Below are 21,988 nucleotides of genomic sequence, written 5' to 3'. Positions count from 1 at the left end.
GTGATTGCCCCGGCCCGCGCGGGGCATTCGCCCCGCGTGATGATCGACAGCACTCCGGCCCTGTTCCTCAAGGGGTACGACTGGCTGCCCGGCGTGTACCGGCGCGGCGGCGGCGACGGCCCGGTGGAGACGCGTCTCCTGGGCAGACCGGTGCGCGTGCTGCGCGGGCCCGAGGCCGTGGCCTTCTTCTACGACGAGGGCCACGCGCGGCGGAGCGGGGCCCTGCCCGGGCCGGTCCTGGACACCCTCTTCGGCCGCGGGGCCGTGCACACCCTGGACGGGGCCGCGCACCGCGCCCGCAAGGCGCTGTTCCTGACGCGGCTCACCGAGCCGGCGGCAGTCGAGGCGCTGACGACCCAGGTGTGCGAGGAGTTCCGGGCGGCTCTGGGCGGCTCCGGCGAGCGCGAGGTCGTCCTCTTCGACGAGGCCGCGCGGGTCCTGGCCCGGGCCGTCGCCGGCTGGCTGGGCCTGCCCGGAGGCGACGCGGAGAGCGCCGACCGGCTCGCCCGCGACTGCGTGGCCATGGTCGACGGCTTCGCCACCGCCGGGCCCCGCCATCTGCGCGCCCGCCGCGCGCGCAGCCGCCAGGAGGCGCTGCTGTCCGAGGCGGTCGTCGCCGCCCGCACCACACCCGCCGACGCGCCGTGGACGCCGTTCGAGGCGGTCGTCACGCACCGGGAGGCCGACGGCACGCTCCTCGACGCCCACACGGCCGCCGTGGAACTGCTCAACATCGCACGGCCGACGGTGGCGCTCACCTGGTTCGTGACCTTCGCCGCCCACGCGATGAGCGGGAGCCCCGCCGTGCGGCGGCGCCTCGCGGACGGCGACGCCGCCTTCGCCGTCGCCTTCGCCCACGAGGTCCGCCGCTTCTACCCGTTCGTGCCCTTCGTCGGCGCGCTGGCCACCGAGGGCCTGGTCGTCGCCGGCGCGCACGTCCCGCCGGGGACGATGCTGCTGCTCGACGTGTACGGGCAGAACCACGACCCGGAGCTGTGGGAGGCGCCCTACCGCTTCCTCCCGGACCGGTTCCTGGGCGCGCCGCCCCACCCCGACCGTCTGATCCCGCAGGGCGGCGGCCCGCGGGACGGGCATCGCTGCCCCGGCGAGGACATCACCGTCTCCGTACTGGCGGCTCTGTCCCGCGAGCTGGCCCGCCTCGCGTTCACGGTGCCGGACCAGGATCTGCGGATCCCCCTGCACCGCATCCCGACCCGGCCCCGCAGCGGCCTGCGGCTGGTCCTCAGTCCCCGTCGCCGTGGCGGGGCAGCAGCTCCTGTGCCTTCGCCTTGAGGCCCTGCGCGACGACGTGGCCGCGGCGGCCGCCGCCGTGGGCGAGCGAGGCGAGGGTGGACTCCATCTGCTCCCAGGTGGAGTGCGGCGGGATCGGCGGCACGTCGGGGTCCGTGCGGAAGTCCAGGACCGTGGGCCCGTCCGCGGACAGCGCCTGCCGCCAGGCGTCCTCGACGTGGTCCGGGTCGACGACGCGGATGCCGTCCATGCCGAGGGACCGGGCGAAGTCCGCGTAGGGCACGTCGGGCAGGGACTGCGAGGGCTCGAAGGGCGGGGTGCCGCCCAGCGCCCGCAGCTCCCAACTCACCTGGTTGAGGTCCCCGTTGTTCCAGACGGCGACGACGAGGCGCGGATCGGTCCACTCGGTCGCGTACTTGGCGACGGTCACCAGCTCCGCGAGCCCGTTCATCTGCATGGCGCCGTCCCCGACCAGCGCGATCGCGGGCCGGTCCGGGTGGGCGAACTTGGCCCCGATCGCGTACGGCACGGCGCAGCCCATCGAGGCCAGCGTCCCGGACAGCGAGCCGCGCATGCCGCGGCGCATCGTGAGGTGCCGGGCGTACCAGTTGGCCACCGAGCCGGAGTCCGCGGTGATCATCGCGTCGTCGGGGAGCAGCGGATCGAGGGCGTGCGCCACGTGCTCGGGGTTGACCGGGTCGGCGGACAGCGCCGCCCGTCGGGCCATGACGGCCTTCCAGCGGCGGTTTCCGGCGATCACCGTCTCCTGCCAGCGGCGGTCCTGCTTGCGGGTGAGCAGCCGCAGCAGCCGGCGCAGGGTGTCGGCGGCGTCGCCGACGAGGTTCACCTCGTACGGGTAGCGCAGGCCCACCAGGTGCGGGTCGATGTCGATCTGCACGGCGCGGGCCTGCCCGTACGGGGGCAGGAACTCCGAGTACGGGAAGTTGGAGCCGACGGTCAGGAGCGTGTCGCAGTCGCGCATCATCTCGTACGAGGGCCGGGTGCCGAGCAGCCCGATCGTGCCGGTCACGTACGGCAGTTCGTCGCTGAGCGCGTCCTTGCCGAGGAGCGCCTTCGCGACGCCCGCGCCCAGGACGTCGGCGATCTCCTCGACCTCGCGGGCGGCGCCGGCCGCGCCCTGGCCGATGAGCATGGCGACCCGCTCGCCCCGGTCGAGCAGGGCCGCGGCGCGGGCCAGGGACTCGTCGTCGGGGACGGGGTTCCAGCCGCTGGAGTCGAGGCTGGAGGGGACCATCTTGTGGCTGTGCCGGGGCGGTGTGTACGGCAGGTCCTGCACGTCGCCGGGGACGATCACGGCCGTGGGCGCGCGGCGGGCGTAGGCGGTGCGCACGGCCCGGTCGAGCACGTTGGGGAGCTGTTCGGGCACCGTGACGGTCTCCAGGAAGTCACTGGCCACGTCCTTGAACAGGGCGTGCAGATCGACCTCCTGCTGGTACGCGCCGCCCATGGCGCTGCGGTCGGTCTGGCCGACGATCGCCACGAGGGGGACGTGGTCCAGCTTGGCGTCGTACAGGCCGTTGAGGAGGTGGATCGCGCCCGGCCCGGAGGTGGCGGTGCAGACGCCGACGTGGCCGGAGAACTTGGCGTGGCCGACGGCCGCGAGGGCGGCCGTCTCCTCGTGTCGGGCCTGGATGAACTGGGGGTCGTCCCCGGCCCGGGACCAGGCGCCGAGCAGTCCGTTGATGCCGTCGCCCGGGTAGCCGAAGACGTGGCTGACGCCCCAGGCGCGGAGGCGGTCGAGCAGTTGGTCGGCGACGGTCTCCTTCGTCATGACCGGTCGTCCCCGTCCTTCCCGCCGTCCTTCCCGCCGTCCTTCCCGCCGTCCGTCCGCACCAGCGGCAGGACCTCCTTGGCGTAGAAGTCGAAGAAGCCCCGCTGGTCGGGGCCGATCTGGCCGACATGGACGCGGTCGAAGCCGGCGTCCACGTACGCGCGCAACTGCCGGGCGTGCTCCTCGGGGTCGGGGCCGCAGGCGACGGCGTCGCCGACGATCTCCGGCGTGACCAGCTCGGACGCCTGCTCGAAGTGGCGCGGGGTGGGCAGGACCTGGTTGAGCTCGCCGGGCAGGTGCTCGGTCGGCCACAGCCGGTGGGCGGTCCGGACGGCTTCCTCGCGGGACGGACCCCAGCAGACCTTGGTGGACCCGAGGACGGGCCGTTCGGGGTCGCGGGCGCGGAAGCGGGCGACCAGGTCGGTGTCCGGGGTGGTGGTGACGAAGCCGTCGCCGATCCGCGAGGCGAGGTCGGCGGCCTTCGGTCCGAAGGCGGAGATGTCGATGGGCGGCGGGGTGTCCGGGAGGGTGTAGATCCGGGCGTTCTCGACGGTGTAGTGGGGGCCCCGGTGGGTGACCTCCTCGCCGGTGAACAGCTTGCGGATGACCTCCACGGCCTCCTCCAGCATGTCCAGGCGCACGTCGGCCGGCGGCCAGACGTCGCCGAGGATGTGCTCGTTGAGCGCCTCGCCGCTGCCGAGTCCGAGCCGGAAACGGCCGTCCAGCATGACCTGGGAGGTGGCGGCCGCCTGGGCGATCACGGCGGGGTGGATGCGTACGGTGGGGCAGGTGACGGCGGTCTCCACAGGCAGTCCGCAGCTCTCGGAGAGGGCTCCGATCACCGACCAGACGAAGGGGCTGTGGCCCTGCGCGTCGTTCCAGGGGTGGTAGTGGTCGGAGATCCACAGGGAGGTGAACCCCGCGTCCTCCGCCATGCGGGCCTGCTCGACGAGGTCCGCCGGGCCGAATTCCTCGCAGGAGAGGAAGTAGCCGAATTCGGTCATGACACCTCCATCGGATGTGTGCCGGTTCCGTCGGGCGGCTGCCCGGGCGCCCCCAGGGGAAACGTGGGCCGGGGGCGCGCCGGGGTGCCTTGCCGAGCGGTCAGTCGTCGTCGGGGCGGCGCCGCGGCGGGTGGGGGCGGGTCTGCTCCTCCCGCCCGGTGCCGGGGCGCTGGTGCTTGGCGCCGTGCCCGCCCGCGTCGCCGGACGGGGCCTCGTGCGTGGGCTCGCCGGACGGGGCGCCGTGCGGGGTCTCGCCGGACGGGGCCCGGTTCGCGGCGTCCGGGCCGTTCGCGGCGTCGCCGTCCGACGCCCCGCGCGGTCGTTCGTCGGCGCGCCCGCGCGCCGCTCCCGTGCTGCGCCGCGGCCGGCGGCGGGACCGTTCCTGGTCAGTCATCGCGGACTCCCTCGTCGCTCGCGTGCCCGGCCCGCAGCCCGCGCACCTGGCGCCGCCGCAGCGGCCGCCCTTCCGTTCCGTCCCCGTCGGCGCACTCCACGGGGCTGAGGACGAAACCGATGTGGTCGCCGCCGGGGAGGATCCGTTCGATCCGGCCGGTGAACCAGACCCGTACGTCGGTCAGCACCGGGCAGCCGTCCGTACCGGGCCGCCACGCGACGCCGGCGAACTTGTCGACCCGGTCGCCGGTCCGCTCCCCGAAGTGGGCGGCCAGGGCGCGCTGCTCCCGGCCGAGCACGTGCACGGTCAGGTGGTCGGCGTCGCGCGCGATGCCGTACGTGCGGTTCGCCGGCGACAGCCAGGTGACGAAGAGCGGCGGATCGATGGAGCACTGGGAGGCGAACTCGACGAGGCAGCCGCCGCGCCGCCCTCCGGCGGCCGCGGTGACGACGTACATCGCCCCGTCGAGGGCGTCCGCGACGCCGGAGAGGTCCGCGTCGTCGGCTCGCGAGGTGCTCATGCTGCGTCTCCTCCGCTCGGGGCGCCGGCCGTCACGGGGCGAGGGCCCGGCGCGGGGAGCGGCCCGCGGACGTCTCGCGCACCGGTGCGCGCTCCGCGCGGATCACCACCAGCTCCTCGCTGCGGACCCCGGGTGCCACGAGCCCCCGCTCCTCGAACCAGGCGGCCCGCTCCGCCATGACGGGCCCGAACCGCTCGCGCCGCCGGGCGACCACCCGGGCAGGGCACAACCCCGCCCGGTTCAGCGCGGCAAGGCTCTCGTCCACCCCGGCGAGCGAGGACTGGACGATCAGGAGCACGCCCCGCGGCGCCAGCACCGACGGCGCGGTACGGCAGATCCGGTCGAGCAGCAGCCGCCCGTCCCAGCCCGCGTCCCAGGCCCGGCCCGCGCCCCGTGCGGGCGTCCGCGGCGAAGCAGCCGGTACGTACGGGGGGTTGACGGTCACCAGGTCGAAGCGTTCCTCGGCGACGGGCTCCGCCAGATCCCCGCGCCGGACCCGGACGCGGGCGCCGTGGCGGCGCGCGTTGATGCGGGCCGCGGCCACGGCGGCGCGGGAGATGTCGACGGCGGTGACCTCCGCCCCGCTGCGGGCGGCGGCGATGGCGACGACGCCGGTGCCGGTGCACAGATCGAGTGCCCGGACCCCTGGGCCCGGTTTCTCCCGGGCGAGGCAGTCCATCAGCAGGGCCGAGTCGGCCTGGGGCGCGTAGACACCGGGGGGCGTGATCAGTCTCGTCGCTGCCATGCGCCGCGGATACCCCGCGACCCCGGCGGCACACGTCCGCCGGCCGCGGGCGGCGCCGGCCGGCCGGGTCAGGCGGCCACCCACGCGGTGGCCTCGGCGCGCCGGGCCAGGGGGAAGACCTTCAGCTCGCCCGGGCTCATCCAGCCGAAGAGGGCGGTGGCCTGGCGCATCCACTCGATGTCGGTGACGAGCGCGACGCGCTTCCAGGCGCGCAGGTGCTCCATGCCGACCTTGGCGTCCTCCCACAGGGCCCCGCCGGTCATGCCGTCGAAGGACGGGACGACGAGCAGGAACCGCACGTCACCGGCGCGGGCGGCCTCGGTGAGGGCCGGGATCACCGTCCTGCGGTAGTCCACGGCGGCGATCTCGCCGGTCGCCTGGAAACCGATGACGCCTTCGGGCATGCCTTCCAGCTTCGTGATCACGTTCCGAGCGTCGCGCACGTCGCCGGGCGCGGCAGGGCGGGGCCCGCCGAACGGGTGACGGGGGCGCGTCCGCAGGGGCGCATGAAAAAGGGCAAGGCGCGAACGCGCTCCTTGCCACTCTCAAGGTATAGCGCACCGGGGGGCTTGCGGCAAGGCCCCCTTCGTACCGCAGAATCGCCTGCCTGAGCCGGAAGCCGGGGAATTGGGAGTTTCACGCCTTGCGTATGCATATGTCTGCCGTTGCCTCGTCCGAGTCCGCGTCCGCGTCTGTCGCCGCGGCCTCGGGCGAGTCCGCGTTCCGTCTGCCGGCGCGGCTCGCCGCCAAGGCCGATCCCGCGCTCGTCGCGGACGACGAGAAGCACTTCGCCGCCATCGCCGCCTGCCTGGAGGAGTCCGTCGCCGAGCTGACCGAGCGGCTCGCCGCCCTGCGCAGGGCGCCCGGCGGCGCCGGACGGGAGGCGCTGGAGCGGGACAGCGAGATCCACCGGCTGACCGGGCGGCTGCGCACCCTGCGGCGCTTCGGTCTCGACCTGTGCCTCGGGCGGATCGTCGGCGCGGACGGCGCCGAGCCCGCGTACATCGGGCGGCTCGGGCTGACCGACCGCTCCGGGCGCCGGCTGCTGCTCGACTGGCGGTCGCCCGCCGCCGAGCCGTTCTTCGCCGCGACCCACGCCGAACCGATGGGCCTGGCGAGCCGGCGCCGCTACCGCTGGACCGGCGGCCGGATCGCCGACTACTGGGACGAGGTCTTCACCGCCGACGCGCTCGACGGGCACGCGGCGCTGGACGACCAGTCCGCGTTCATCGCGAGCCTCGGCGGGGAGCGCTCGGCGCGGATGCGGGACGTCCTCGCGACCATCCAGGCCGACCAGGACGCGATCATCCGCGCGGGCTCGCGCGGTGCGCTGGTCGTGGACGGCGGTCCCGGCACGGGCAAGACCGTGGTCGCCCTGCACCGTACGGCGCATCTGCTGTACTCCGATCCGCGCCTCGGGCACCGGCGCGGAGGGGTGCTGTTCGTCGGCCCGCACCAGCCGTACCTGGCGTACGTCTCGGACGTCCTGCCGAGCCTCGGCGAGGAGGGCGTGCGGACCTGCACCGTGCGGGACCTCGTCCCCGAGGGCGCGACCGCCGGGGCGGAGAGCGATCCGGAGGTGGCGCGGCTGAAGTCGTCCGCGGAGATGGTGAAGTCGGTCGAACTGGCCGTCCGGTTCTACGAGGAGCCGCCCGCGGAGACGCTGACGGTCTCGACCTCCTGGGCCGACCTCCGGCTGACCGCCGACGACTGGGCGGAGGCCTTCGAGGCCGTGGACGGCATCCCGCACAACGAGGCGCGCGACCGCATCCGCGAGGAGCTGGCCGCGATCCTGCTGGACCGGCTGGGCGACGACGAGGTGCCGGAGGACGAGTTCCGGCAGGAGGTGCTGCGGGACCGGGAGCTGGCCGGCGCGCTGGACCGGGCCTGGCCGCTGCTCGACGCGACCGACCTGGTCGGCGACCTGTGGTCCGTGCCCGCGTACCTGCGGCTGTGCGCCCCGTGGCTGGGCCCGGACCAGGTGCGGCGGCTGCAGCGCGCCGAGGCGCACGCCTGGACGGTGAGCGACCTGCCGCTCCTGGACGCGGCGCGGCGGCGGCTCGGCGACCGGGAGGCGTCCGTCCGGCAGCGGCGGCGCGAGGCCGCGGCCGCGGCCGAACGGGCGCGCATGGCGCGGGTCATCGACGACATCGTGGCGGCGGACGCCGACGGCGAGGGCGCGGTGACGATGCTGCGCGGCCGGGACCTGCAGGACACGCTCGTCGACGGCGCGGCGCTGCCGGGCGCGGAACGGGAGCCGCTGACGGGGCCCTTCGCGCACATCGTCGTCGACGAGGCGCAGGAACTGACCGACGCGGAGTGGCAGATGCTGCTGCAGCGCTGCCCGTCCCGGAGCTTCACCGTCGTCGGGGACCGGGCGCAGGCGCGGGACGGGTTCACCGAGTCGTGGCGGGAGCGGCTGGAGCGGGTCGGCCTCGACCGGATCGAGGTGGCCTCGCTGAGCATCAACTACCGTACGCCGGCCGAGGTGATGGCGGAGGCCGAGCCGGCGATCCGCGCGGCGCTCCCGGACGCGAACGTGCCGACGTCGGTGCGCGGCAGCGGAGTACCGGTGGTCCACGGGCCGGCCGAGGACCTGGAGTCCGTGGTGGACGGCTGGCTCGCGGAGCACCCGGAGGGGGTCGTCTGCGTGATCGGCGACCCGTCGTACGCACCGCGCTCGGAGCGGGTGCGGTCGCTGACGCCGGGGCTGGCGAAGGGCCTGGAGTTCGACCTGGTGGTGCTGGTCGATCCGGAGCGGTTCGGCACGGGCGTGGCGGGCGCGGTGGACCGGTACGTGGCGATGACGCGGGCGACGCAGCGACTGGTGGTCCTCAGGAGCGCCTGAGGGGAGGCGGGTGGCGGGGCGGCCGCGCCGCCGGCTCGGGGCGGGGCAGGTCGGGGGCGGGCCGGCTCGTCAGCTCGGGTTCGGGCCGGTCACCTCGGCCCGGGTCGGCCGGGGTCAGCTCGGCCCGGCTCGGCCCGTCAGCTCGGGTTCGGGCCGGTCAGCCGAGGCAGATGACCAGCAGGCAGAGTTCCTGCCGGGCGGGCTGCTCGGTCGGGGCCGGCTGCGTGCCGGTCGTGGGCGCGTCGGGCGAGGTGGCCGGGTCGGTCGCGGGAGCCGGCGCGGTCTCCGTGGGGCGGGTGGCCGGCGCGGGCGCGGCGGAGGGTTCCGTCGGCGCGACGGAGGGCCGGCCGTCGGCGGGGACGAGGGGGAGCGTCCTCGGCACGGAGGCACGGGGCGCGGCGGGCGCCTCGGCCCGCTGGGCGCCGGTCCCGGCGCGCTTCGGGGCCTTCGGCGGCGGGGTGGCGCGGTGCTCCGCCGAGTCGTCGGCGGACGCCGGCGGCGCGGCCGGGCTCGGGGGCGGCGTCGTGGGCGCGGGCTCGTGCGCCGGAGTCCGCTCGTCGGGCGAGGTGTCGGGCAGGTCCTCCGGGGCGGAGGCGGCGAGGGCACGGCCGGAGGTGTCGCGTTCCAGCGCGGCGGCGGTCATACCGCCGCCGAGGAGCGCGAAGGCCGTGGCCACGACGGCCCGGCGCTGGTTCTTCCTCCACCGCGCCCGCTGCCGCCGCCGCGCCGCCCGTCCCTCGGGGACGTCGGCGCCCGGCGCCGGGTCGACGTCGGCCGGGTCGCCCGGCCCGGCCGGCAGGTCCCCCGGCCCGGCGGCGGCCGCGTTCGCGAACGCGGCTCCGCCCGGGGTCACGTCCATGGTGTCGGCCGGGGTGAGCACGATGCTCGGCGCGATGTCCGGCGCGTAGGCACCGCATCCGGGGCAGACGAGGGCGCCGTTGAGGTGGCGACGGCACGCGGAGCAGTAGTCCATCTGCGTCTTCCTGAGTCGACTGCGCCGTCGGCCGACGGACCGGCCACGACCTGAACACGTTCGCGAACGAAATCGAACGGCCGCAACGCTAACCAGCCTTTCGGAAGACCCTGTGCAGCCCGTGTGACGCTCTTGCACGGATTCCGGTCAGCCACGATTGAGCGGCCACGGACGGCAGACGACACCAACCTCCCTGAAACTCAAGGTAGTTGCAGTGCCAACGCCCGGGCGAGGGCATGTGTCACGGGCTCGGCGTGGCGGCCGAGGTGACGGCTCGCCCATGCGGCGGCCACGTCGAGGAAGGCCCCGAGTTCGCGCTCGGCACCGGCGAGGAGGCGGCGGAGCTCGGCGGCGGGCAGTTCGAGGACGGGGCTGTCGGGGCGCTCGGCGTCGACCGTCAACCGCACGGTGTCGCCGATCCGTTGGGCCATCGGGTCGGGGTCGTGGCCGAAGCCGGCGCTCCCGCCGCCGTCGAGGACCTCGTACCAGGCGCGCCACTCCTCCAGGCCGCTGCAGCACCCGGGGACGAGCTCGGCCCCGGTGGCGGTGTCGGTGACGCGCAGGCCGCCGGCGGCGTAGAGGGCGTCGAAGGTGAGCATTCCGTGAAGGAACGACGCGAGGGGCTCGTCGGGCCGCGGCGGCCGTTCGTCCCCGTCCCCCGGATCGAGGTCGTTGCACGAGGCGACGAGCATCACCGCGGTCCCGATCTCCGTCTCCGTCATCGCCCCGCCGACCGGCAGGAAACCCCGCGGTCGCTCCCCCGGCGCGAGCACGGGCCAGAGCGCGAAGTCGTCACGACCGAGCACTTCCAGGACGGGCTGCATCACGATCACCCCGCGAAGTGTTCCCCCTCCGCGGCCCCGCAGCGACCGATTTCCTCCTACGGGGCCCGACGACGGCCCCGGCGCCGCCCGCCGGTCGGTCTGTCTGTCTGCTGGAGAGGCGTCAGTCCGCCGGCGTGGACGCCGACGTGAGGTAACGGGCGAATTCGTCCAGGGACGCCGCGGCGGCCTCGTCGTCGCGGTCGATGAGCCACGTCAGGGTGAGGCCGTCCAGGACGGCCGTGCCGTGGCGGGCGAGGACCGGGAGGGGGACCGTCCAGCGGATGCGGAGGGCTCGCGCCAGAGCGTCCAGGTAGTCGCTGCCGACGGCGACGTAGTGGCGGTACTGCCGGCGGGCCACCACGGTCAGTTCGGGCCGCCGCAGGGCGTACTGGGTGAGCTCGTACGTGACGAGGTGCTCCTCCGGGCGGCTGCGCACCCCGTCCCAGTAGGCGTGCAGGTGGGCGCGGATCGCCTCCCCCGGGGTGGTGCCCTCCGGGAGGTCGCGCGGCGGGGCGAGGGTGCGCTCCATGATCCGTTCGGTGACGGACTGGAGCAGTTCCTCCTTCGAGCGGAAGCAGTAGTGGAACGCGCCCAGCGGCACCTCCGCCTCCGCGACGACCGCGCGCGTGGTCGTCCTGGCGACGCCGTCGCGGATCATGACCCGGATCGCCGCCTCGACCAGCTGCTCGCGTCGGTCGTCGGCTGACAGGCGGGGCATGGCTGCGGCTCCTCCGGAGGGCGGGGTCGGTGCGGGACGGTCACGGGCGGGACGAAGCGGGCGCCCGTACGGGCGTGCCGCCGCCGGTCAACGTACCCCAGCGGCTCCCCCGCCCCGGCCGTCACAGGAACGCGCGCTGTTCCCCGCGGTACGTCGGGACCACGTCCACGATCCGGTCGCCCTCGACCAGGTGCAGCCGGTCCACGCGCTCGCACAGCTCGCCCGCCTTGGCGTGCCGGAACCAGACCCGGTCGCCCAGCCGGAGACCGTCCGCGGCCGCGCCGGTCAGCGGGGTCTGGACCTCGCCCGCCCCCTCCGCGGCCAGCAGCCGCAGGCCCCGCGGCCGGACGGGCACCGGGAGCCGGTCCGCGCCGGGCGCGCCCGACGCGATCCAGCCGCCGCCGAGCACGGTGACGTGGCGCGGCGCGGGCCGGCGCACGACGGAGAGCGCGAAGTACGCGGCGGGCAGCGGTCGGAACGCCCGGTAGTGGTCGAAGAGCACCGGGGCGTAGATCCCCGAGCCCGCGCCCAGCTCCGTGACGGCCGGCTCGGCCGAGGTGGCCTCCAGGCTGCCGGTCCCGCCGCCGTTCACGAACTCCAGCGGGGCGACGGCCCGCACCGCCCGGATCGCGGCGGCCCGGCGGGCCCGCAGCTCCCGCGCGGAGAGCCGCTGCACGAGTCGTACCGCCGCCTGCCTGGGGCCCGCCCCGGGCCGGTCGTCGCCGACGCCGGCGATCTGGCCCTCGTACGACATGACGCCGACGAGCCGGAGCCGCGGCCGGGCGAGCACCGCCCGGGCCAGCGCCGCCGCCTGCTCGGGCGCGTGCAGCGGGGAGCGGCGCATGCCGAGGTGGACCCGGCCGCCGAGGAGCCGCAGGGAGGCGTCCAGGTCGAGGCAGACGCGGACGGGCGGGCCGGAGCGGCCGACGGCGGCGGTGACGAGGTCGAGGTGCTCGACGGAGTCGACCATGAGGGTGATCCGCGCGGCGGCGCGCTCGTCCGACGCGAGCCGGCGCAGCGCGTCCACGTCGGCGGTGGGGTAACCCACGAGGATGTCCTCGACAGACCCCGCCCGCCCGTCGCCGCCGCCCTCGCACTCACCGGAGTCCGCCAGCCACAGCGCCTCCGGCAGGGTGAAGGCCAGCACCCCCGAGAAGCCCGGCAGGCCCAGGACGTCGCCGATCAGCGCGCGGCAGCGCAGCGACTTGCTGGCGAGGCGGATCGGCTTGCCGCCCGCGCGCCGGGCCATCTGCGCCGCGTTGGCCCGCAGCGCGCCAAGGTCGACCACGGCGAACGGGGGCTGGAGCCCCGCCGTGGCCGCCTCCAGCTCCTCGAAGCCGGCCGGCGCGACGGGGCGCCGGGTGTCGTTCTCCGGTGCGACGCCTCCCATGACGTACCGCCTCTCCGCGCACTGTCCCGACCGTTCGCCGACCGTCACGATCTCCTGGACGCGCGTCCAGGTCAAGGGTCCTGACCCCTTGACCTGGACGGTCGACCAAGTACACCCTGCTCACCAACCGCCGACCCGGCCGAGAGGACTCCTGGCATGAGCACGATCTGGCGCAATTGGGCGGGCAACGAGGAGGCTCGGCCCCGGCGCCTCCTGCGCCCCGCCACCACCGCCGACGTGGCCACCGCCGTGACGGACGCGGTGCGCGAGGGACTGCGGGTCAAGGCCGTGGGCGCCGGGCACTCCTTCACCGGCGTGGCCGTCGCACCGGACGTGCAGCTCGTGCTCGACCGGCTGGACGAGGTGCACGCGGTCGACGCGGAGTCCGGGCTCGTCACCGTCGGCGCGGGGATGCCGCTGTGGAAGCTCAACCCGCTGCTCGCCGCGCACGGCCTGGCCCTGGAGATCCTCGGGGACATCGACCGGCAGACGGTCTCCGGCGCCGTCTCGACCGGCACGCACGGCAGCGGCACCGCGTTCGGCGGCCTCGCCACGCAGGTCCGCGCGCTCGAACTCGTCCTGGCCGACGGCTCCGTGGTCACCTGCTCGGCCGGCGAGCGGCCCGAGCTGTTCGCGGCGGCCCGCGTCGGCCTCGGCGCCCTCGGCGTGCTCACCCGGGTCACGCTCCAGTGCGTGCCGCAGTTCGCCCTGCACGCGCGCGACAGCCAGCTCCCGGTCGAGGAGACGCTGGAGCGGGCGCAGGAACTCGCCGACGCCGACGACCACTTCGAGTTCTTCTGGTTCCCGCACAGCACCACCACGCTGACCCGGCGCTTCCGCCGGCTGCCCGGCGACGCTCCGCTCGCGCCGATCGGCGGGTTCGCCCGGCGCCTGGACGAGACCGTCAGCGGCCTCGGTTTCGAGGCGCTCAACCGGATCGGCACCCGCGTCCCGGCGCTCGTACCGCCGTTCGCGCGGTTCGCCGCGCGCGCGATGTCGGCGCGGGAGTGGACGGACCACTCGTACAAGGTCTTCGCCTCGGTGCGCGACGTGCGCTTCCACGAGGGCGAGTTCGCGATCCCCCGCGAGCACGCGGTCGACGCGCTGCGCGAGATCAAGCGCTGGGTCGACGCGAGCGGCGAGCCGGTCTCCTTCCCGCTGGAGGTGCGGTTCGCCGCCGCGGACGACATCTGGCTGTCCACCGCGCAGGGGCGGGCGAGCTGCTACATCGCCTTCCACCAGTACCACCGGATGCCGTACGAGCGGTACTTCCGCGCCTGTCAGGACATCCTGGGCGGCTACGGCGGCCGGCCGCACTGGGGCAAGATGCACGACCTCGACGCCGGCGAACTGCGGCCCAGGTACCCGCACTTCGACGACTTCGTGGCGCAGCGCGACGCGCTCGACCCGACGGGCGTGTTCACCAACCCGTACCTCGACCGCGTCCTCGGCCCGGCGCCTCAGGCGGCCGTCCGCCGGGCCGGCGGCTAGAACCGCCCGCGATAGCCGTCCAGGACGCCGCGCAGCCACGGCGCCCGCGCCTCCGGCAGCCGGGCGAGGGTCCGGATGAACGCCACTCCACAAGGGCGGAAGTCCTGGCGCGGCCACGGCAGCAGCGGCTCTTCGCGCAGGACGTCCCGGGCCAGGCGCCCGCTCGTCGGTTCGGGCAGCGGAGTCGGCTCGCCGAAAACGAGCCACCACCACACGACGGCGGCCAGCGACACGACGTCCGGCCGCCGTCCGGCACCCTCCCCCACCGGCCCCCACGCCTCCCCCGTCTGCGGATGCCGCGGTACGAGAAGGAGGTCGGCGGACGCGCCCGGCGCGGGCAGTCCCGGCCCCGCCAGGACCATCCGCTTCGCCGGCGCCTCCGGGGCCCGTGGCAGCAGACCGTCCAGCGTGCGCCGGAACACCTCCGCCGCCCGCCCCTCCGGCACGTCCACCGGCCGGCCCCCCGAGGCCGCCACCAGGCGGGCCAGGGTCACGCCGACGGCCGCCTCCCACACCGGGCTCCAGCGCCCGAGCTCGTCCACCGGCGAGACGATCTCGTGCTCGGCGAGCAGCGTCTCCCACGTGAACGGCTCGGGCGGCGATCCGGCCGCGACACGGCGTACCGCGCCCGGGTCGAGCCACACCGCCTGCCAGAGCGAGCAGTCGTCGATCCGGGTGGCGACCAGGGCGCCGCAGGTCAGGCACGCCATGTTCGGGCCGTCGCGCCCGTCGATGCCGCAGCAGGCCCCCTCGCCGCGCCGCTCGGGGACCAGCACGGTGCCCCACGCGTCGCCGGGGGCGATGAGCACCGCCCCGGGCGGGCCGTACGAGATCCCCCACACCGGTGCGTACCAGCCCCGCGCCTCGGCCTCCCCCTCCGGGAGGTCCTCCCAGCGCCGCCACGGCGGCCCGGAGGGCAGCGGGTCGACGGCGAAGGTGCTCTCGTCCATCAGGACCGGCATCGACACACCGTTGCCGTACACCTGGTGGGCATGATCGGGAAACTCGACCTGGTGCAGGGGCGCGGTCAGCTCCGCGTCGCACCCCGCACAGACGAAGACGAACAAACGTCCTCCTGTTCGTGAACAGGCGGATCATTCCATTTCCGCGATGTGACGCCAACGTGTTTTTCCTCCCGTCGCGGGCCCGGCCCGCCTGCGGCAGGATGCGCGGAACGCCGCGGTTACGACCTTCCAGGAGAACCCCGTGATCTTTCGCAGTCCCCACCCCGACGTCGTCATCCCCGACGTCAGCGTGCACGAGCTGCTCTTCGGCTCGATCGACGCGGCCGACCGGGACCGGGTCGCGGTCGTCGACGGCCCGTCGGGCCGCTCCGTCACGTACGGGGAACTCGCCGCGCGCGTGGAGCTGTTCGCGGGGGCGCTGGCCGCGCGCGGTCTGAAGCCGGGCGAGGTCGTGGCGCTGCACGCGCCCAACTGTCCGGAGTTCGCGGTGGCGTTCCACGGCATCCTGCGCGCCGGCGGCACGGTCACCACCGTCAACGCCCTGTACACGCCGAAGGAGATCGCGGCCCAGCTGCGGGACTCGAAGGCGGTCCGGTACGTGACGGTGAGCCCGCTGCTGCCGGCCGCGCTCGCGGCGGCCGAGGAGGTCGGCCTGCCGGCCTCCGACGTGTACACGCTCGACCCGGCCGAGGGCCACGAGTCGCTGGGCGCGCTGCTCGCGGAGGGCCGTCCGGCGCCCGAGGTGACGATCGACCCGGCGACCCACCTGGCGGTCCTGCCGTACTCCTCGGGCACGACGGGCCGGGCCAAGGGCGTGATGCTGACGCACGCCAACCTCGTCGCGAACATGTGCCAGAACGAGTACGTGCTGCCGATGTCGGCCGACGACACCGTGCTCGCGGTGCTGCCGTTCTTCCACATCTACGGCATGAACGTGCTGCTCAACGGCACGCTCAAGGCGCGCGGCACGCTGGCGTCGCTGCCCCGCTTCGACCTCGCGGACTTCCTGCGCACGGTGCAGGACCACCGCTGCACCTTCCTGTACGTCGCGCCGCCGATCGCGGTCGCCCTGACGAAGCACCCGATGGCCGACCAGTACGACCTGTCGTCGGTGGACACGGTGGTCAGCGGCGCGGCGCCGCTGGACGAGGCGCTCGGCGAGGCGCTGGCGGCGAAGCTGGGCTGCCGGATGATGCAGGGCTTCGGCATGACGGAGCTGAGCCCGGTGTCGCACCTGACGCCGGTGGACGGCTCGCTGTCGGTCGGGTCGATCGGCTTCGCCGTGCCGAACGTGGAGTTCCGGCTCGTCGACCCGGAGACCGGCGCGCAGGTCGAGCCGGTCGAGGGCGACTACAGCGCGACGGGCGAGCTGCAGGTGCGCGGCCCGAACGTGATGGCCGGGTACCTGGGCAACGAGCAGGCCACCGAGGAGACGATCCTGCCGGACGGCTTCCTGCGCACCGGCGACATCGCCCGGCTCGGGCCGCGCGGCGAGGTGTACGTGGTCGACCGGCTGAAGGAGCTCATCAAGTACAAGGGCTACCAGGTGCCGCCGGCCGAGCTGGAGGCGCTGCTGCTGACCCACCCGGCGATCGTGGACGCGGTCGTGGTGGGTTACCCGGACGAGGACGCCGGCGAGGTGCCGCGGGCCTTCGTGGTGCGCCGGGAGGGCGCGGAGCTGACGGCGGACGAGGTGATGGCCTTCGTCGCGGAGCGGGTCGCGCCGCACAAGAAGGTGCGCATCGTGGAGTTCACCGACGCGGTGCCGAAGTCCGTGGCGGGCAAGATCCTCCGCAAGGACCTGCGCTCGCTGCCGCTGGGCGGCGGCGCGTAGCACGCACCCGGGTGTACGGGGCCGTCGCGGCGGGTTCGCGCCACGACGGCCCCGGCGCCCCACGGGGCGGGCCGTACACTGCGCCTGCCCAAGAGAGCTGCTCGGGCCGGGTGTTCACGTTCCCCCGGGCAGGAGGCGAGGCCGCGGCGGCCGGCCCGTCATGACGGAAACGTGCGGCCGTGGCCCGGACTTGACGAAGTAGGGCGGAGCGGTCTAAAGGACCTGACACAGTCGGCTCGGGGGCCGACCGGCGGGCTCGTTGTGTGGACAGAATCCGAGCCATGCGTGCTGCCTACATCGCGCAGTTCGGGCCGCCGGAGGTCATCCGGTACGGGGAGCTGCCGACGCCTCAGCCGGGACCCAGCGACGTGCTCGTGGACGTCGAGGTCTCCGCCGTCAACCATGTCGACACCTTCGTGCGCTCGGGAGCCTGGCGCACCCCGGTCCCGATGCCCCTGGTGATCGGCCGGGACCTCGCGGGCACGGTCGCCGCGGTGGGACCGGGCGCGGTCGGCTTCGCCGTCGGCGACCGGGTCTGGTGCAACAGCCTCGGCTACGCCGGCCGGCAGGGCGCCGCGGCCGAGCAGGCGGTCGTCCCCGTGGACCGGCTCTACCAGCTGCCGGACGGGGTCGCTCCCGCGGACGCGGTGGCCGTCGCCCACCCGGCGACGACCGCGTACCTGGCGCTGTTCACGCACGGCCGGCTCCGGATGGGCGAGACCGTCGTCGTGCTCGGCGCGGGCGGGAACGTGGGCAGCGCCCTGGTCCTCATGGCCTCGCTGGCGGGCGCCCGGGTGATCGCGGTGGCCGGTGGACGCAGCGCGGAGGACGTGCGCCGGCTCGGCGCGGCGGAGTTCGTCGACTACCGGGACCCGGACGTGACCGGGCGGATCAGGGAACTGGCGCCGCGCGGCGTCGACATGTTCGTCGACACCTCCGCACGCAACGACCTGTCCGGCGCGGTGGAGGTCCTGGCCCGGCGCGCCCGGATCGTCCTGCTGTCGGGTCTGACCACGCGGCCGGAGCTGCCCGCGGGTCCGCTCTACACGAAGGACTGCTCGATCGTCGGCTTCGCGATCTCCCAGGCGTCGATCGACGAGCTGGCGGAGGCCGCGACGGGGCTCAACCGGCTGCTGGCCTCGGGGCGGTTGCGACCGCCCGCGGTCGAGCCGATGCCGCTGAGCGAGGCGGCCGAGGCGCACCGCCTCGTCGAGTCCGGCAAGGCGACCGGGAAGGTCGTCCTCTTCACCGGGGCGTGAGTCTCCCGTACGGCGTGCCGCCGTCTCCGCACCCGCTTCGGCGCATCAAGGAAGTCACCGACATTCACACCGAGGGGATGTGCTCGCGATGATCCTGCAGCGCATAGGTAACAAAGGCATCCGCCTGGCAACACTCTTCGACAGGGCCGCCGCGAAACACCCCGCGAGCCCGGTGGTCCTCGACCACGACCTGGACATCGCCCCGGAACTGGGACGGCGGCCCACCCTCACCGAAGTGGCCGCGCTGATCGACGACTTCGCGGCCCGGCTGTGGGCGGCGGGGGTCCGGCCCGGCAAGCGGGTCGTGGTCCACAAGACCAACGGCTTCGACATCACCCTGCTCGCCTGCGCCGTCAACCGCGTCGGCGGCGTCCCGGTGCTGCTGTCGCCGAAGCTGGACGGCGAGACTGTCGCCGAGCTGCTGCGCCGCGTGGACCAGCCGTACCTGATCACCGACGAGGCCAAGCTCACCGAGGAGCTGCCCGCGGAGGTGCTGACGCTGGCCGTGCGGACGCTGCTGACGTCCGGCTCGTACGAGGGCGCCACCCCGTTCGCCTCGCTGGCCGGCTCGCCGCGGGTCGCGCCCGTGGTCATGCCGCCCGACCACCCGACGCTGATCACCCACACCTCCGGCACCACCGGCGTGCCCAAGCTGGCCGTGCACACCGGCCGTACCTTCCAGGCCCGTTACCGCCCGCAGGGCACCGTGGCCAAGCTGGTCGGGCCGCACGAGCCGGTCGCCATCCACGTCTCGTTCGTGCACTCGCGGATGTTCACGGCGCTGCCCATCTCGATCCTCCAGGGCCACCCGGTGATCATCCTCAAGGAGGACGAGCCGGAGGTCGTCGCCGAGCTGTTCAGCCAGGTCCCGCCCGGCCTGATCGAGGCGCACCCGAACACGTTCATGCGCTGGGAGGAGCTGGTCGACGACCCGCGCCGCCCGCTGGCGAAGGTCAAGTACTTCAGCTCCACCTTCGACGCGATCCACCCGCGGACCGTGCACGCGCTGCTCGGCGCCTCGCGCCGCAAGGGCGCGCTGTTCATCCAGATGTACGGGCAGAGCGAGGTGGGCCCGATCGCCGGCCGGACCTACAGCCACAAGCGGGGCGCGGAGGCCGACGGCCGCTGCGTGGGCGCCCCGTTCCCCGGCATGACCGGCGTGCGCGTGGTCAGCCGGGACGGCAACCCGGTGACGAAGTCCAACCCGGGCTTCATCGAGGTCCGCAGCGACGGCCGGATCGTCACGTACCTCGGCGAGCACGAGCGCTGGGCCAAGCAGGTCAACGACGGCTGGTGGCGGATGGGCGACCTCGGCTACCGGACCAAGTGGGGCTGTCTGCACCTGCTGGACCGCGAGGTCGACCGGATCGACGGCATCGACAGCACCCTGGAGATCGAGGACAAGCTGTTCGCCCGGCTGCCCGAGCTGACCGAGGCGATCATCGTGCCCGGTCCGGACGGGCGCGCCGTGCCGGTGATCTCCACCAAGGACGACAAGCCGGTCGACCCGATCGCCTGGCGCACCGCGGTGGCGGACCTGCCGGCGATGGCCGAGCCGGTGCTGTACCGGCTGGAGGACCTGCCGCAGACCGCGACCACCAAGATCAAGCGCCTGGAGCTGATCCGCCAGCTGGAGGCCCTGCAGCAGGGCTGAGCCGGCGCGCCCGCGACCCGGAGACTCCCACGGGGGGCCTCCGGGTCGCGCGCGTTCCGCGGCCGGGCCCGCGGGGCGCCGCTTGCTACGGTGCTCGCATGCGTGGCGGAGTACCGGCCCCGGAGGGCGCGCGGTGAGGATCCTGGTCACCGGCGGCGCCGGGTTCGTCGGTTCGCACTACGTCCGGACGCTGCTGGAGGGCGGGTACCCCGGCGCCGAGGGCGCCCGTGTCACCGTCCTGGACAAGCTCACCTACTCCGGCGACCGCGCCAACCTGCCGGCGTCCGCGCCGGGCCTGGAGTTCGTGCGGGGCGACATCTGCGACGCGGCGCTGGTCCGCGAGCTGATGCCGGGGCACGACGCGCTGGTGCACTTCGCGGCGGAGTCGCACGTCGACCGCTCCATCGAGGGGGCCGGCGCGTTCTTCCGCACCAACGTGGTCGGCACGGACGTCCTGCTCGACGCGGCGCTGCGCTCCGGCGTCGGGCGCGTGGTGCAGGTCTCCACGGACGAGGTGTACGGCTCGATCGCGGCCGGCTCGTGGACGGAGGACAGCCCGCCGGCCCCCAACTCGCCGTACGCGGCCTCGAAGGCCGGCGCCGACCTGGCCGCCCGCGCGTACCACCGGACGCACGGCCTGGACGTCTGCGTGACCCGCAGCTCCAACAACTACGGGCCCCATCAGCACACCGAGAAGCTGATCCCGCTGTTCGTCACCCGGCTCCTGGAGGGCCGTCAGGTCCCGCTGTACGGCGACGGGCACCACGTCCGCGAGTGGCTGCACGTGGACGACCACTGCCGGGCCGTGCACGCGGTGCTGACCCGCGGCCGGGCGGGCGAGATCTACCACGTGGGCGGCGGGACCGAGCTGCCGAACACCGCGCTGGTCGCGCGGCTGCTGCGGCTGTGCGGCGCGGACGAGTCGGCCGTCGTGCGGGTCGCGGACCGCCCCGGGCACGACGAGCGGTACTCCCTGGACAGCACCAAGATCCGGCGCGAGCTGGGCTGGGAGCCGCGGGTCGGCTTCGAGGAGGGGCTGCGGGAGACGGTCGCCTGGTACCGGGACAACCCCGGCCGGTGGAAGACCGCCGGGGAGTCCGGGCGGGCCGGCGGGCGCGGGGGCGCTCAGCCGGCCTGAGCCGTCAGCCGGATCTCGGGGAGCGCGGAGTAGAGGTTGGCTCCGGGGCACTCGGTCGGGTAGCCGTCGCGGTGACCGGAGATCCGGTTGAGCAGGACCTTCTGCCCGGTCGTGTAGTACCCGTTGTTCGCCCCGGCCGTCAGGGTGACGGTTCCGGCGGGGTCGTGGCCGCGCAGGCGCAGCTTCCAGCCGGCGACGCGGGCGACGGCGCTGCGGGCCGCGGCCTCGGCGGTGGCGGTGTTGTAGTTGCCGAGCACCGAGACGCTGGCCGTGTCGGTGTTGAAGCCGTAGGTGTGCGCGCCCTTGACCGGCTGGTCGATGCCGCCGCCGCGGCCCTCGAAGACCTGGCCGCACTTGTCGACGAGGAAGTGGTAGCCGATGTCGTTCCAGCCCTGGCTCTGCACGTGGTAGAGGAAGATCCCGCGGACCAGGGAGGCCGACTGGCCGCAGTCGTAGGCGTTGGTGCCGGCCGTGTGGTGGACGAAGACCGCCTTGACCTCCGTCGTGTACGTCGGCGGGCTCTTCACCAGGGACTCGTCGGCGCCCCACCAGGAGCGCCAGGTGACCGGCGGCAGTCCGGTGTCGGCGGGCACGGCCGGCGCGGTCTCCGGGACCGTGTCGGGGGTCGGGGCGGGCAGGTCCGGGTCGCCGGGGTCCACGAGCTCCACGCGCAGTCCGGCGGGGAGCCGGCCGCCGGTGGCCCGGAACTGGACGCCGTCGGAGGCCCCGGTCCACAGCGGCTCCGCCCCGGCCCGTACGCCGGCGGCGGGCTCGCCGCCGGACTCGGGGACGCGGGCGTCGGTGTCGAGGGTGCGCCAGGTGGTCCACATCCCGGTGCGGGCGTCGCGAGTGCGGATCTGGGCGGTGCCGTCCAGCTTCGCCCGGGGGTCGTCCCAGGTGAGGCCGATCAGGCTGAAGGGCCCGGTGGTGCGGGCGGGCAGGGCGCGGGTGCCCGGGTCGGCGCCGGTGGGCACGGGCACCGAGTGGACGGAGCCGGGGCGGCCGGCGGGGCGGCCGTCGGGACTCATGGTGGCGGTGGCGGTGGTCGCCGCCGACAGGGACAGGAGGGCCCCGGCGGCCCCCAGCACCGCGGTGGCCGCGGTCAGCGTGCGTGCATGTGCCATCGGTACTCGGTGCTCCCGGTGCGAGTGGAAGGCGTCGCAGCGCTGTGTACCGGGGCGGCGACCC

Annotated in this window: 19 protein-coding genes; 7 read left to right on the top strand and 12 right to left on the bottom strand. The window is 74.8% G+C overall.

Annotated elements, in window-relative coordinates:
• The first annotated feature begins 39 nt into the window (after positions 1-39).
• Entirely contained in the window at positions 40-1,293 is a 1,254-nt protein-coding gene (locus ACNJ93_RS25600; protein ID WP_418959790.1) for a cytochrome P450, read from the top strand.
• On the opposite strand, the gene ACNJ93_RS25595 is transcribed toward ACNJ93_RS25600, so the two are convergent.
• The 6 genes from ACNJ93_RS25595 to ACNJ93_RS25570 all read right to left on the bottom strand — a co-directional run bounded on the left by ACNJ93_RS25595 (position 1,244) and on the right by ACNJ93_RS25570 (position 6,131).
• Positions 1,244-3,043 (bottom strand): thiamine pyrophosphate-requiring protein, encoded by a 1,800-nt coding sequence (locus ACNJ93_RS25595; RefSeq protein ID WP_418959789.1) that lies wholly within the window; start codon positions 3,041-3,043, stop codon positions 1,244-1,246. The genes ACNJ93_RS25600 and ACNJ93_RS25595 overlap by 50 nt on opposite strands.
• On the bottom strand, positions 3,040-4,047 hold the full coding sequence (locus ACNJ93_RS25590) for an LLM class F420-dependent oxidoreductase (RefSeq protein WP_418959788.1): 1,008 nt from the start codon (positions 4,045-4,047) through the stop codon (positions 3,040-3,042). Before ACNJ93_RS25590 ends, ACNJ93_RS25595 begins: the two co-directional genes overlap by 4 nt.
• Before the next feature lie 100 nt (positions 4,048-4,147).
• The gene (locus ACNJ93_RS25585) at positions 4,148-4,441 is read right to left on the bottom strand and encodes a hypothetical protein (RefSeq protein WP_418959787.1); all 294 of its coding nucleotides are present in this window, start codon (positions 4,439-4,441) and stop codon (positions 4,148-4,150) included.
• On the bottom strand, positions 4,434-4,961 hold the full coding sequence (locus tag ACNJ93_RS25580) for a flavin reductase family protein (protein WP_418959786.1): 528 nt from the start codon (positions 4,959-4,961) through the stop codon (positions 4,434-4,436). The genes ACNJ93_RS25585 and ACNJ93_RS25580 overlap by 8 nt, the downstream gene beginning before the upstream one ends.
• A gap of 31 nt (positions 4,962-4,992) precedes the next feature.
• Entirely contained in the window at positions 4,993-5,706 is a 714-nt protein-coding gene (locus ACNJ93_RS25575; RefSeq protein ID WP_418959785.1) for a HemK2/MTQ2 family protein methyltransferase, read from the bottom strand.
• 68 nt (positions 5,707-5,774) lie between these two features.
• The gene (locus ACNJ93_RS25570) at positions 5,775-6,131 is read right to left on the bottom strand and encodes an STAS/SEC14 domain-containing protein (protein ID WP_418959784.1); all 357 of its coding nucleotides are present in this window, start codon (positions 6,129-6,131) and stop codon (positions 5,775-5,777) included.
• Between the two features lie 230 nt (positions 6,132-6,361).
• Between ACNJ93_RS25570 and helR the strand changes: the two genes are divergently transcribed.
• The gene (helR, locus tag ACNJ93_RS25565) at positions 6,362-8,554 is read left to right on the top strand and encodes an RNA polymerase recycling motor ATPase HelR (protein WP_418959783.1); all 2,193 of its coding nucleotides are present in this window, start codon (positions 6,362-6,364) and stop codon (positions 8,552-8,554) included.
• A 157-nt stretch (positions 8,555-8,711) separates the two neighbouring features.
• Here helR and ACNJ93_RS25560 read toward each other — a convergent pair whose 3' ends face one another.
• The 4 genes from ACNJ93_RS25560 to ACNJ93_RS25545 form a co-directional block, all read right to left on the bottom strand.
• The gene (locus ACNJ93_RS25560) at positions 8,712-9,527 is read right to left on the bottom strand and encodes an SCO2400 family protein (protein ID WP_418959782.1); all 816 of its coding nucleotides are present in this window, start codon (positions 9,525-9,527) and stop codon (positions 8,712-8,714) included.
• 200 nt (positions 9,528-9,727) lie between these two features.
• Positions 9,728-10,351 carry a hypothetical protein gene (locus ACNJ93_RS25555; RefSeq protein WP_418961521.1) on the bottom strand — a complete coding sequence of 208 codons (624 nt, stop codon included), beginning with the start codon at positions 10,349-10,351 and terminating at the stop codon, positions 9,728-9,730.
• Between the two features lie 121 nt (positions 10,352-10,472).
• Entirely contained in the window at positions 10,473-11,069 is a 597-nt protein-coding gene (locus ACNJ93_RS25550) for a TetR/AcrR family transcriptional regulator (RefSeq protein WP_418959781.1), read from the bottom strand.
• A gap of 121 nt (positions 11,070-11,190) precedes the next feature.
• Complete coding sequence (locus tag ACNJ93_RS25545; protein WP_418961520.1) at positions 11,191-12,459, bottom strand: amino acid deaminase/aldolase; 1,269 nt, start codon at positions 12,457-12,459, stop codon at positions 11,191-11,193.
• Between the two features lie 156 nt (positions 12,460-12,615).
• On the opposite strand from ACNJ93_RS25545, the gene ACNJ93_RS25540 reads away from it, so the two are divergent.
• A complete protein-coding gene (locus tag ACNJ93_RS25540; protein ID WP_418959780.1) occupies positions 12,616-13,950 on the top strand; it encodes a D-arabinono-1,4-lactone oxidase in 1,335 nt (444 codons plus the stop codon).
• Here ACNJ93_RS25540 and ACNJ93_RS25535 read toward each other — a convergent pair.
• Positions 13,947-15,017 carry a hypothetical protein gene (locus ACNJ93_RS25535; protein ID WP_418959779.1) on the bottom strand — a complete coding sequence of 357 codons (1,071 nt, stop codon included), beginning with the start codon at positions 15,015-15,017 and terminating at the stop codon, positions 13,947-13,949. The genes ACNJ93_RS25540 and ACNJ93_RS25535 overlap by 4 nt on opposite strands.
• Before the next feature lie 139 nt (positions 15,018-15,156).
• On the opposite strand from ACNJ93_RS25535, the gene ACNJ93_RS25530 reads away from it, so the two are divergent.
• From ACNJ93_RS25530 to rfbB, 4 genes are all read left to right on the top strand, one after another.
• Positions 15,157-16,749, top strand: coding sequence for an AMP-binding protein (locus tag ACNJ93_RS25530; protein WP_418959778.1), 1,593 nt, complete (start codon positions 15,157-15,159; stop codon positions 16,747-16,749).
• Positions 16,750-17,030: 281 nt separating this feature from the next.
• On the top strand, positions 17,031-18,008 hold the full coding sequence (locus tag ACNJ93_RS25525) for an NADPH:quinone reductase (RefSeq protein ID WP_418959777.1): 978 nt from the start codon (positions 17,031-17,033) through the stop codon (positions 18,006-18,008).
• 88 nt (positions 18,009-18,096) lie between these two features.
• Positions 18,097-19,662 (top strand): class I adenylate-forming enzyme family protein, encoded by a 1,566-nt coding sequence (locus ACNJ93_RS25520; RefSeq protein ID WP_418959776.1) that lies wholly within the window; start codon positions 18,097-18,099, stop codon positions 19,660-19,662.
• A 133-nt stretch (positions 19,663-19,795) separates the two neighbouring features.
• Entirely contained in the window at positions 19,796-20,800 is a 1,005-nt protein-coding gene (gene rfbB / locus ACNJ93_RS25515) for a dTDP-glucose 4,6-dehydratase (protein WP_418959775.1), read from the top strand.
• Here rfbB and ACNJ93_RS25510 read toward each other — a convergent pair.
• Positions 20,788-21,924: an N-acetylmuramoyl-L-alanine amidase gene (locus ACNJ93_RS25510; protein WP_418959774.1), complete on the bottom strand. Its 1,137-nt coding sequence runs from the start codon at positions 21,922-21,924 to the stop codon at positions 20,788-20,790. The genes rfbB and ACNJ93_RS25510 overlap by 13 nt on opposite strands.
• Positions 21,925-21,988 lie beyond the last annotated feature (64 nt).

Origin of the sequence: Streptomyces tritici (assembly GCF_048500665.1) — a bacterium.
GTDB lineage: Bacteria > Actinomycetota > Actinomycetes > Streptomycetales > Streptomycetaceae > Streptomyces > Streptomyces tritici.
Note: the sequence above shows the minus strand (reverse complement) of the source record. Positions and strands in the feature narration are given on the sequence as shown.

Bases quoted from the DNA above. Each gene is read 5' to 3' on its own strand.
- ACNJ93_RS25555 (WP_418961521.1), bottom strand. From the start codon at position 10,351: ATGCAGCCCGTCCTGGAAGTGCTCGGTCGTGACGACTTCGCGCTCTGG.
- ACNJ93_RS25545 (WP_418961520.1), bottom strand. From the start codon at position 12,459: ATGGGAGGCGTCGCACCGGAGAACGACACCCGGCGCCCCGTCGCGCCG.
- ACNJ93_RS25540 (WP_418959780.1), top strand. From the start codon at position 12,616: ATGAGCACGATCTGGCGCAATTGGGCGGGCAACGAGGAGGCTCGGCCC.
- ACNJ93_RS25600 (WP_418959790.1), top strand. From the start codon at position 40: ATGATCGACAGCACTCCGGCCCTGTTCCTCAAGGGGTACGACTGGCTG.
- ACNJ93_RS25520 (WP_418959776.1), top strand. From the start codon at position 18,097: ATGATCCTGCAGCGCATAGGTAACAAAGGCATCCGCCTGGCAACACTC.
- ACNJ93_RS25575 (WP_418959785.1), bottom strand. From the start codon at position 5,706: ATGGCAGCGACGAGACTGATCACGCCCCCCGGTGTCTACGCGCCCCAG.
- ACNJ93_RS25510 (WP_418959774.1), bottom strand. From the start codon at position 21,924: ATGGCACATGCACGCACGCTGACCGCGGCCACCGCGGTGCTGGGGGCC.
- ACNJ93_RS25580 (WP_418959786.1), bottom strand. From the start codon at position 4,961: ATGAGCACCTCGCGAGCCGACGACGCGGACCTCTCCGGCGTCGCGGAC.
- ACNJ93_RS25525 (WP_418959777.1), top strand. From the start codon at position 17,031: ATGCGTGCTGCCTACATCGCGCAGTTCGGGCCGCCGGAGGTCATCCGG.
- ACNJ93_RS25595 (WP_418959789.1), bottom strand. From the start codon at position 3,043: ATGACGAAGGAGACCGTCGCCGACCAACTGCTCGACCGCCTCCGCGCC.
- ACNJ93_RS25560 (WP_418959782.1), bottom strand. From the start codon at position 9,527: ATGGACTACTGCTCCGCGTGCCGTCGCCACCTCAACGGCGCCCTCGTC.
- helR (WP_418959783.1), top strand. From the start codon at position 6,362: ATGTCTGCCGTTGCCTCGTCCGAGTCCGCGTCCGCGTCTGTCGCCGCG.
- ACNJ93_RS25590 (WP_418959788.1), bottom strand. From the start codon at position 4,047: ATGACCGAATTCGGCTACTTCCTCTCCTGCGAGGAATTCGGCCCGGCG.
- ACNJ93_RS25585 (WP_418959787.1), bottom strand. From the start codon at position 4,441: ATGACTGACCAGGAACGGTCCCGCCGCCGGCCGCGGCGCAGCACGGGA.
- ACNJ93_RS25550 (WP_418959781.1), bottom strand. From the start codon at position 11,069: ATGCCCCGCCTGTCAGCCGACGACCGACGCGAGCAGCTGGTCGAGGCG.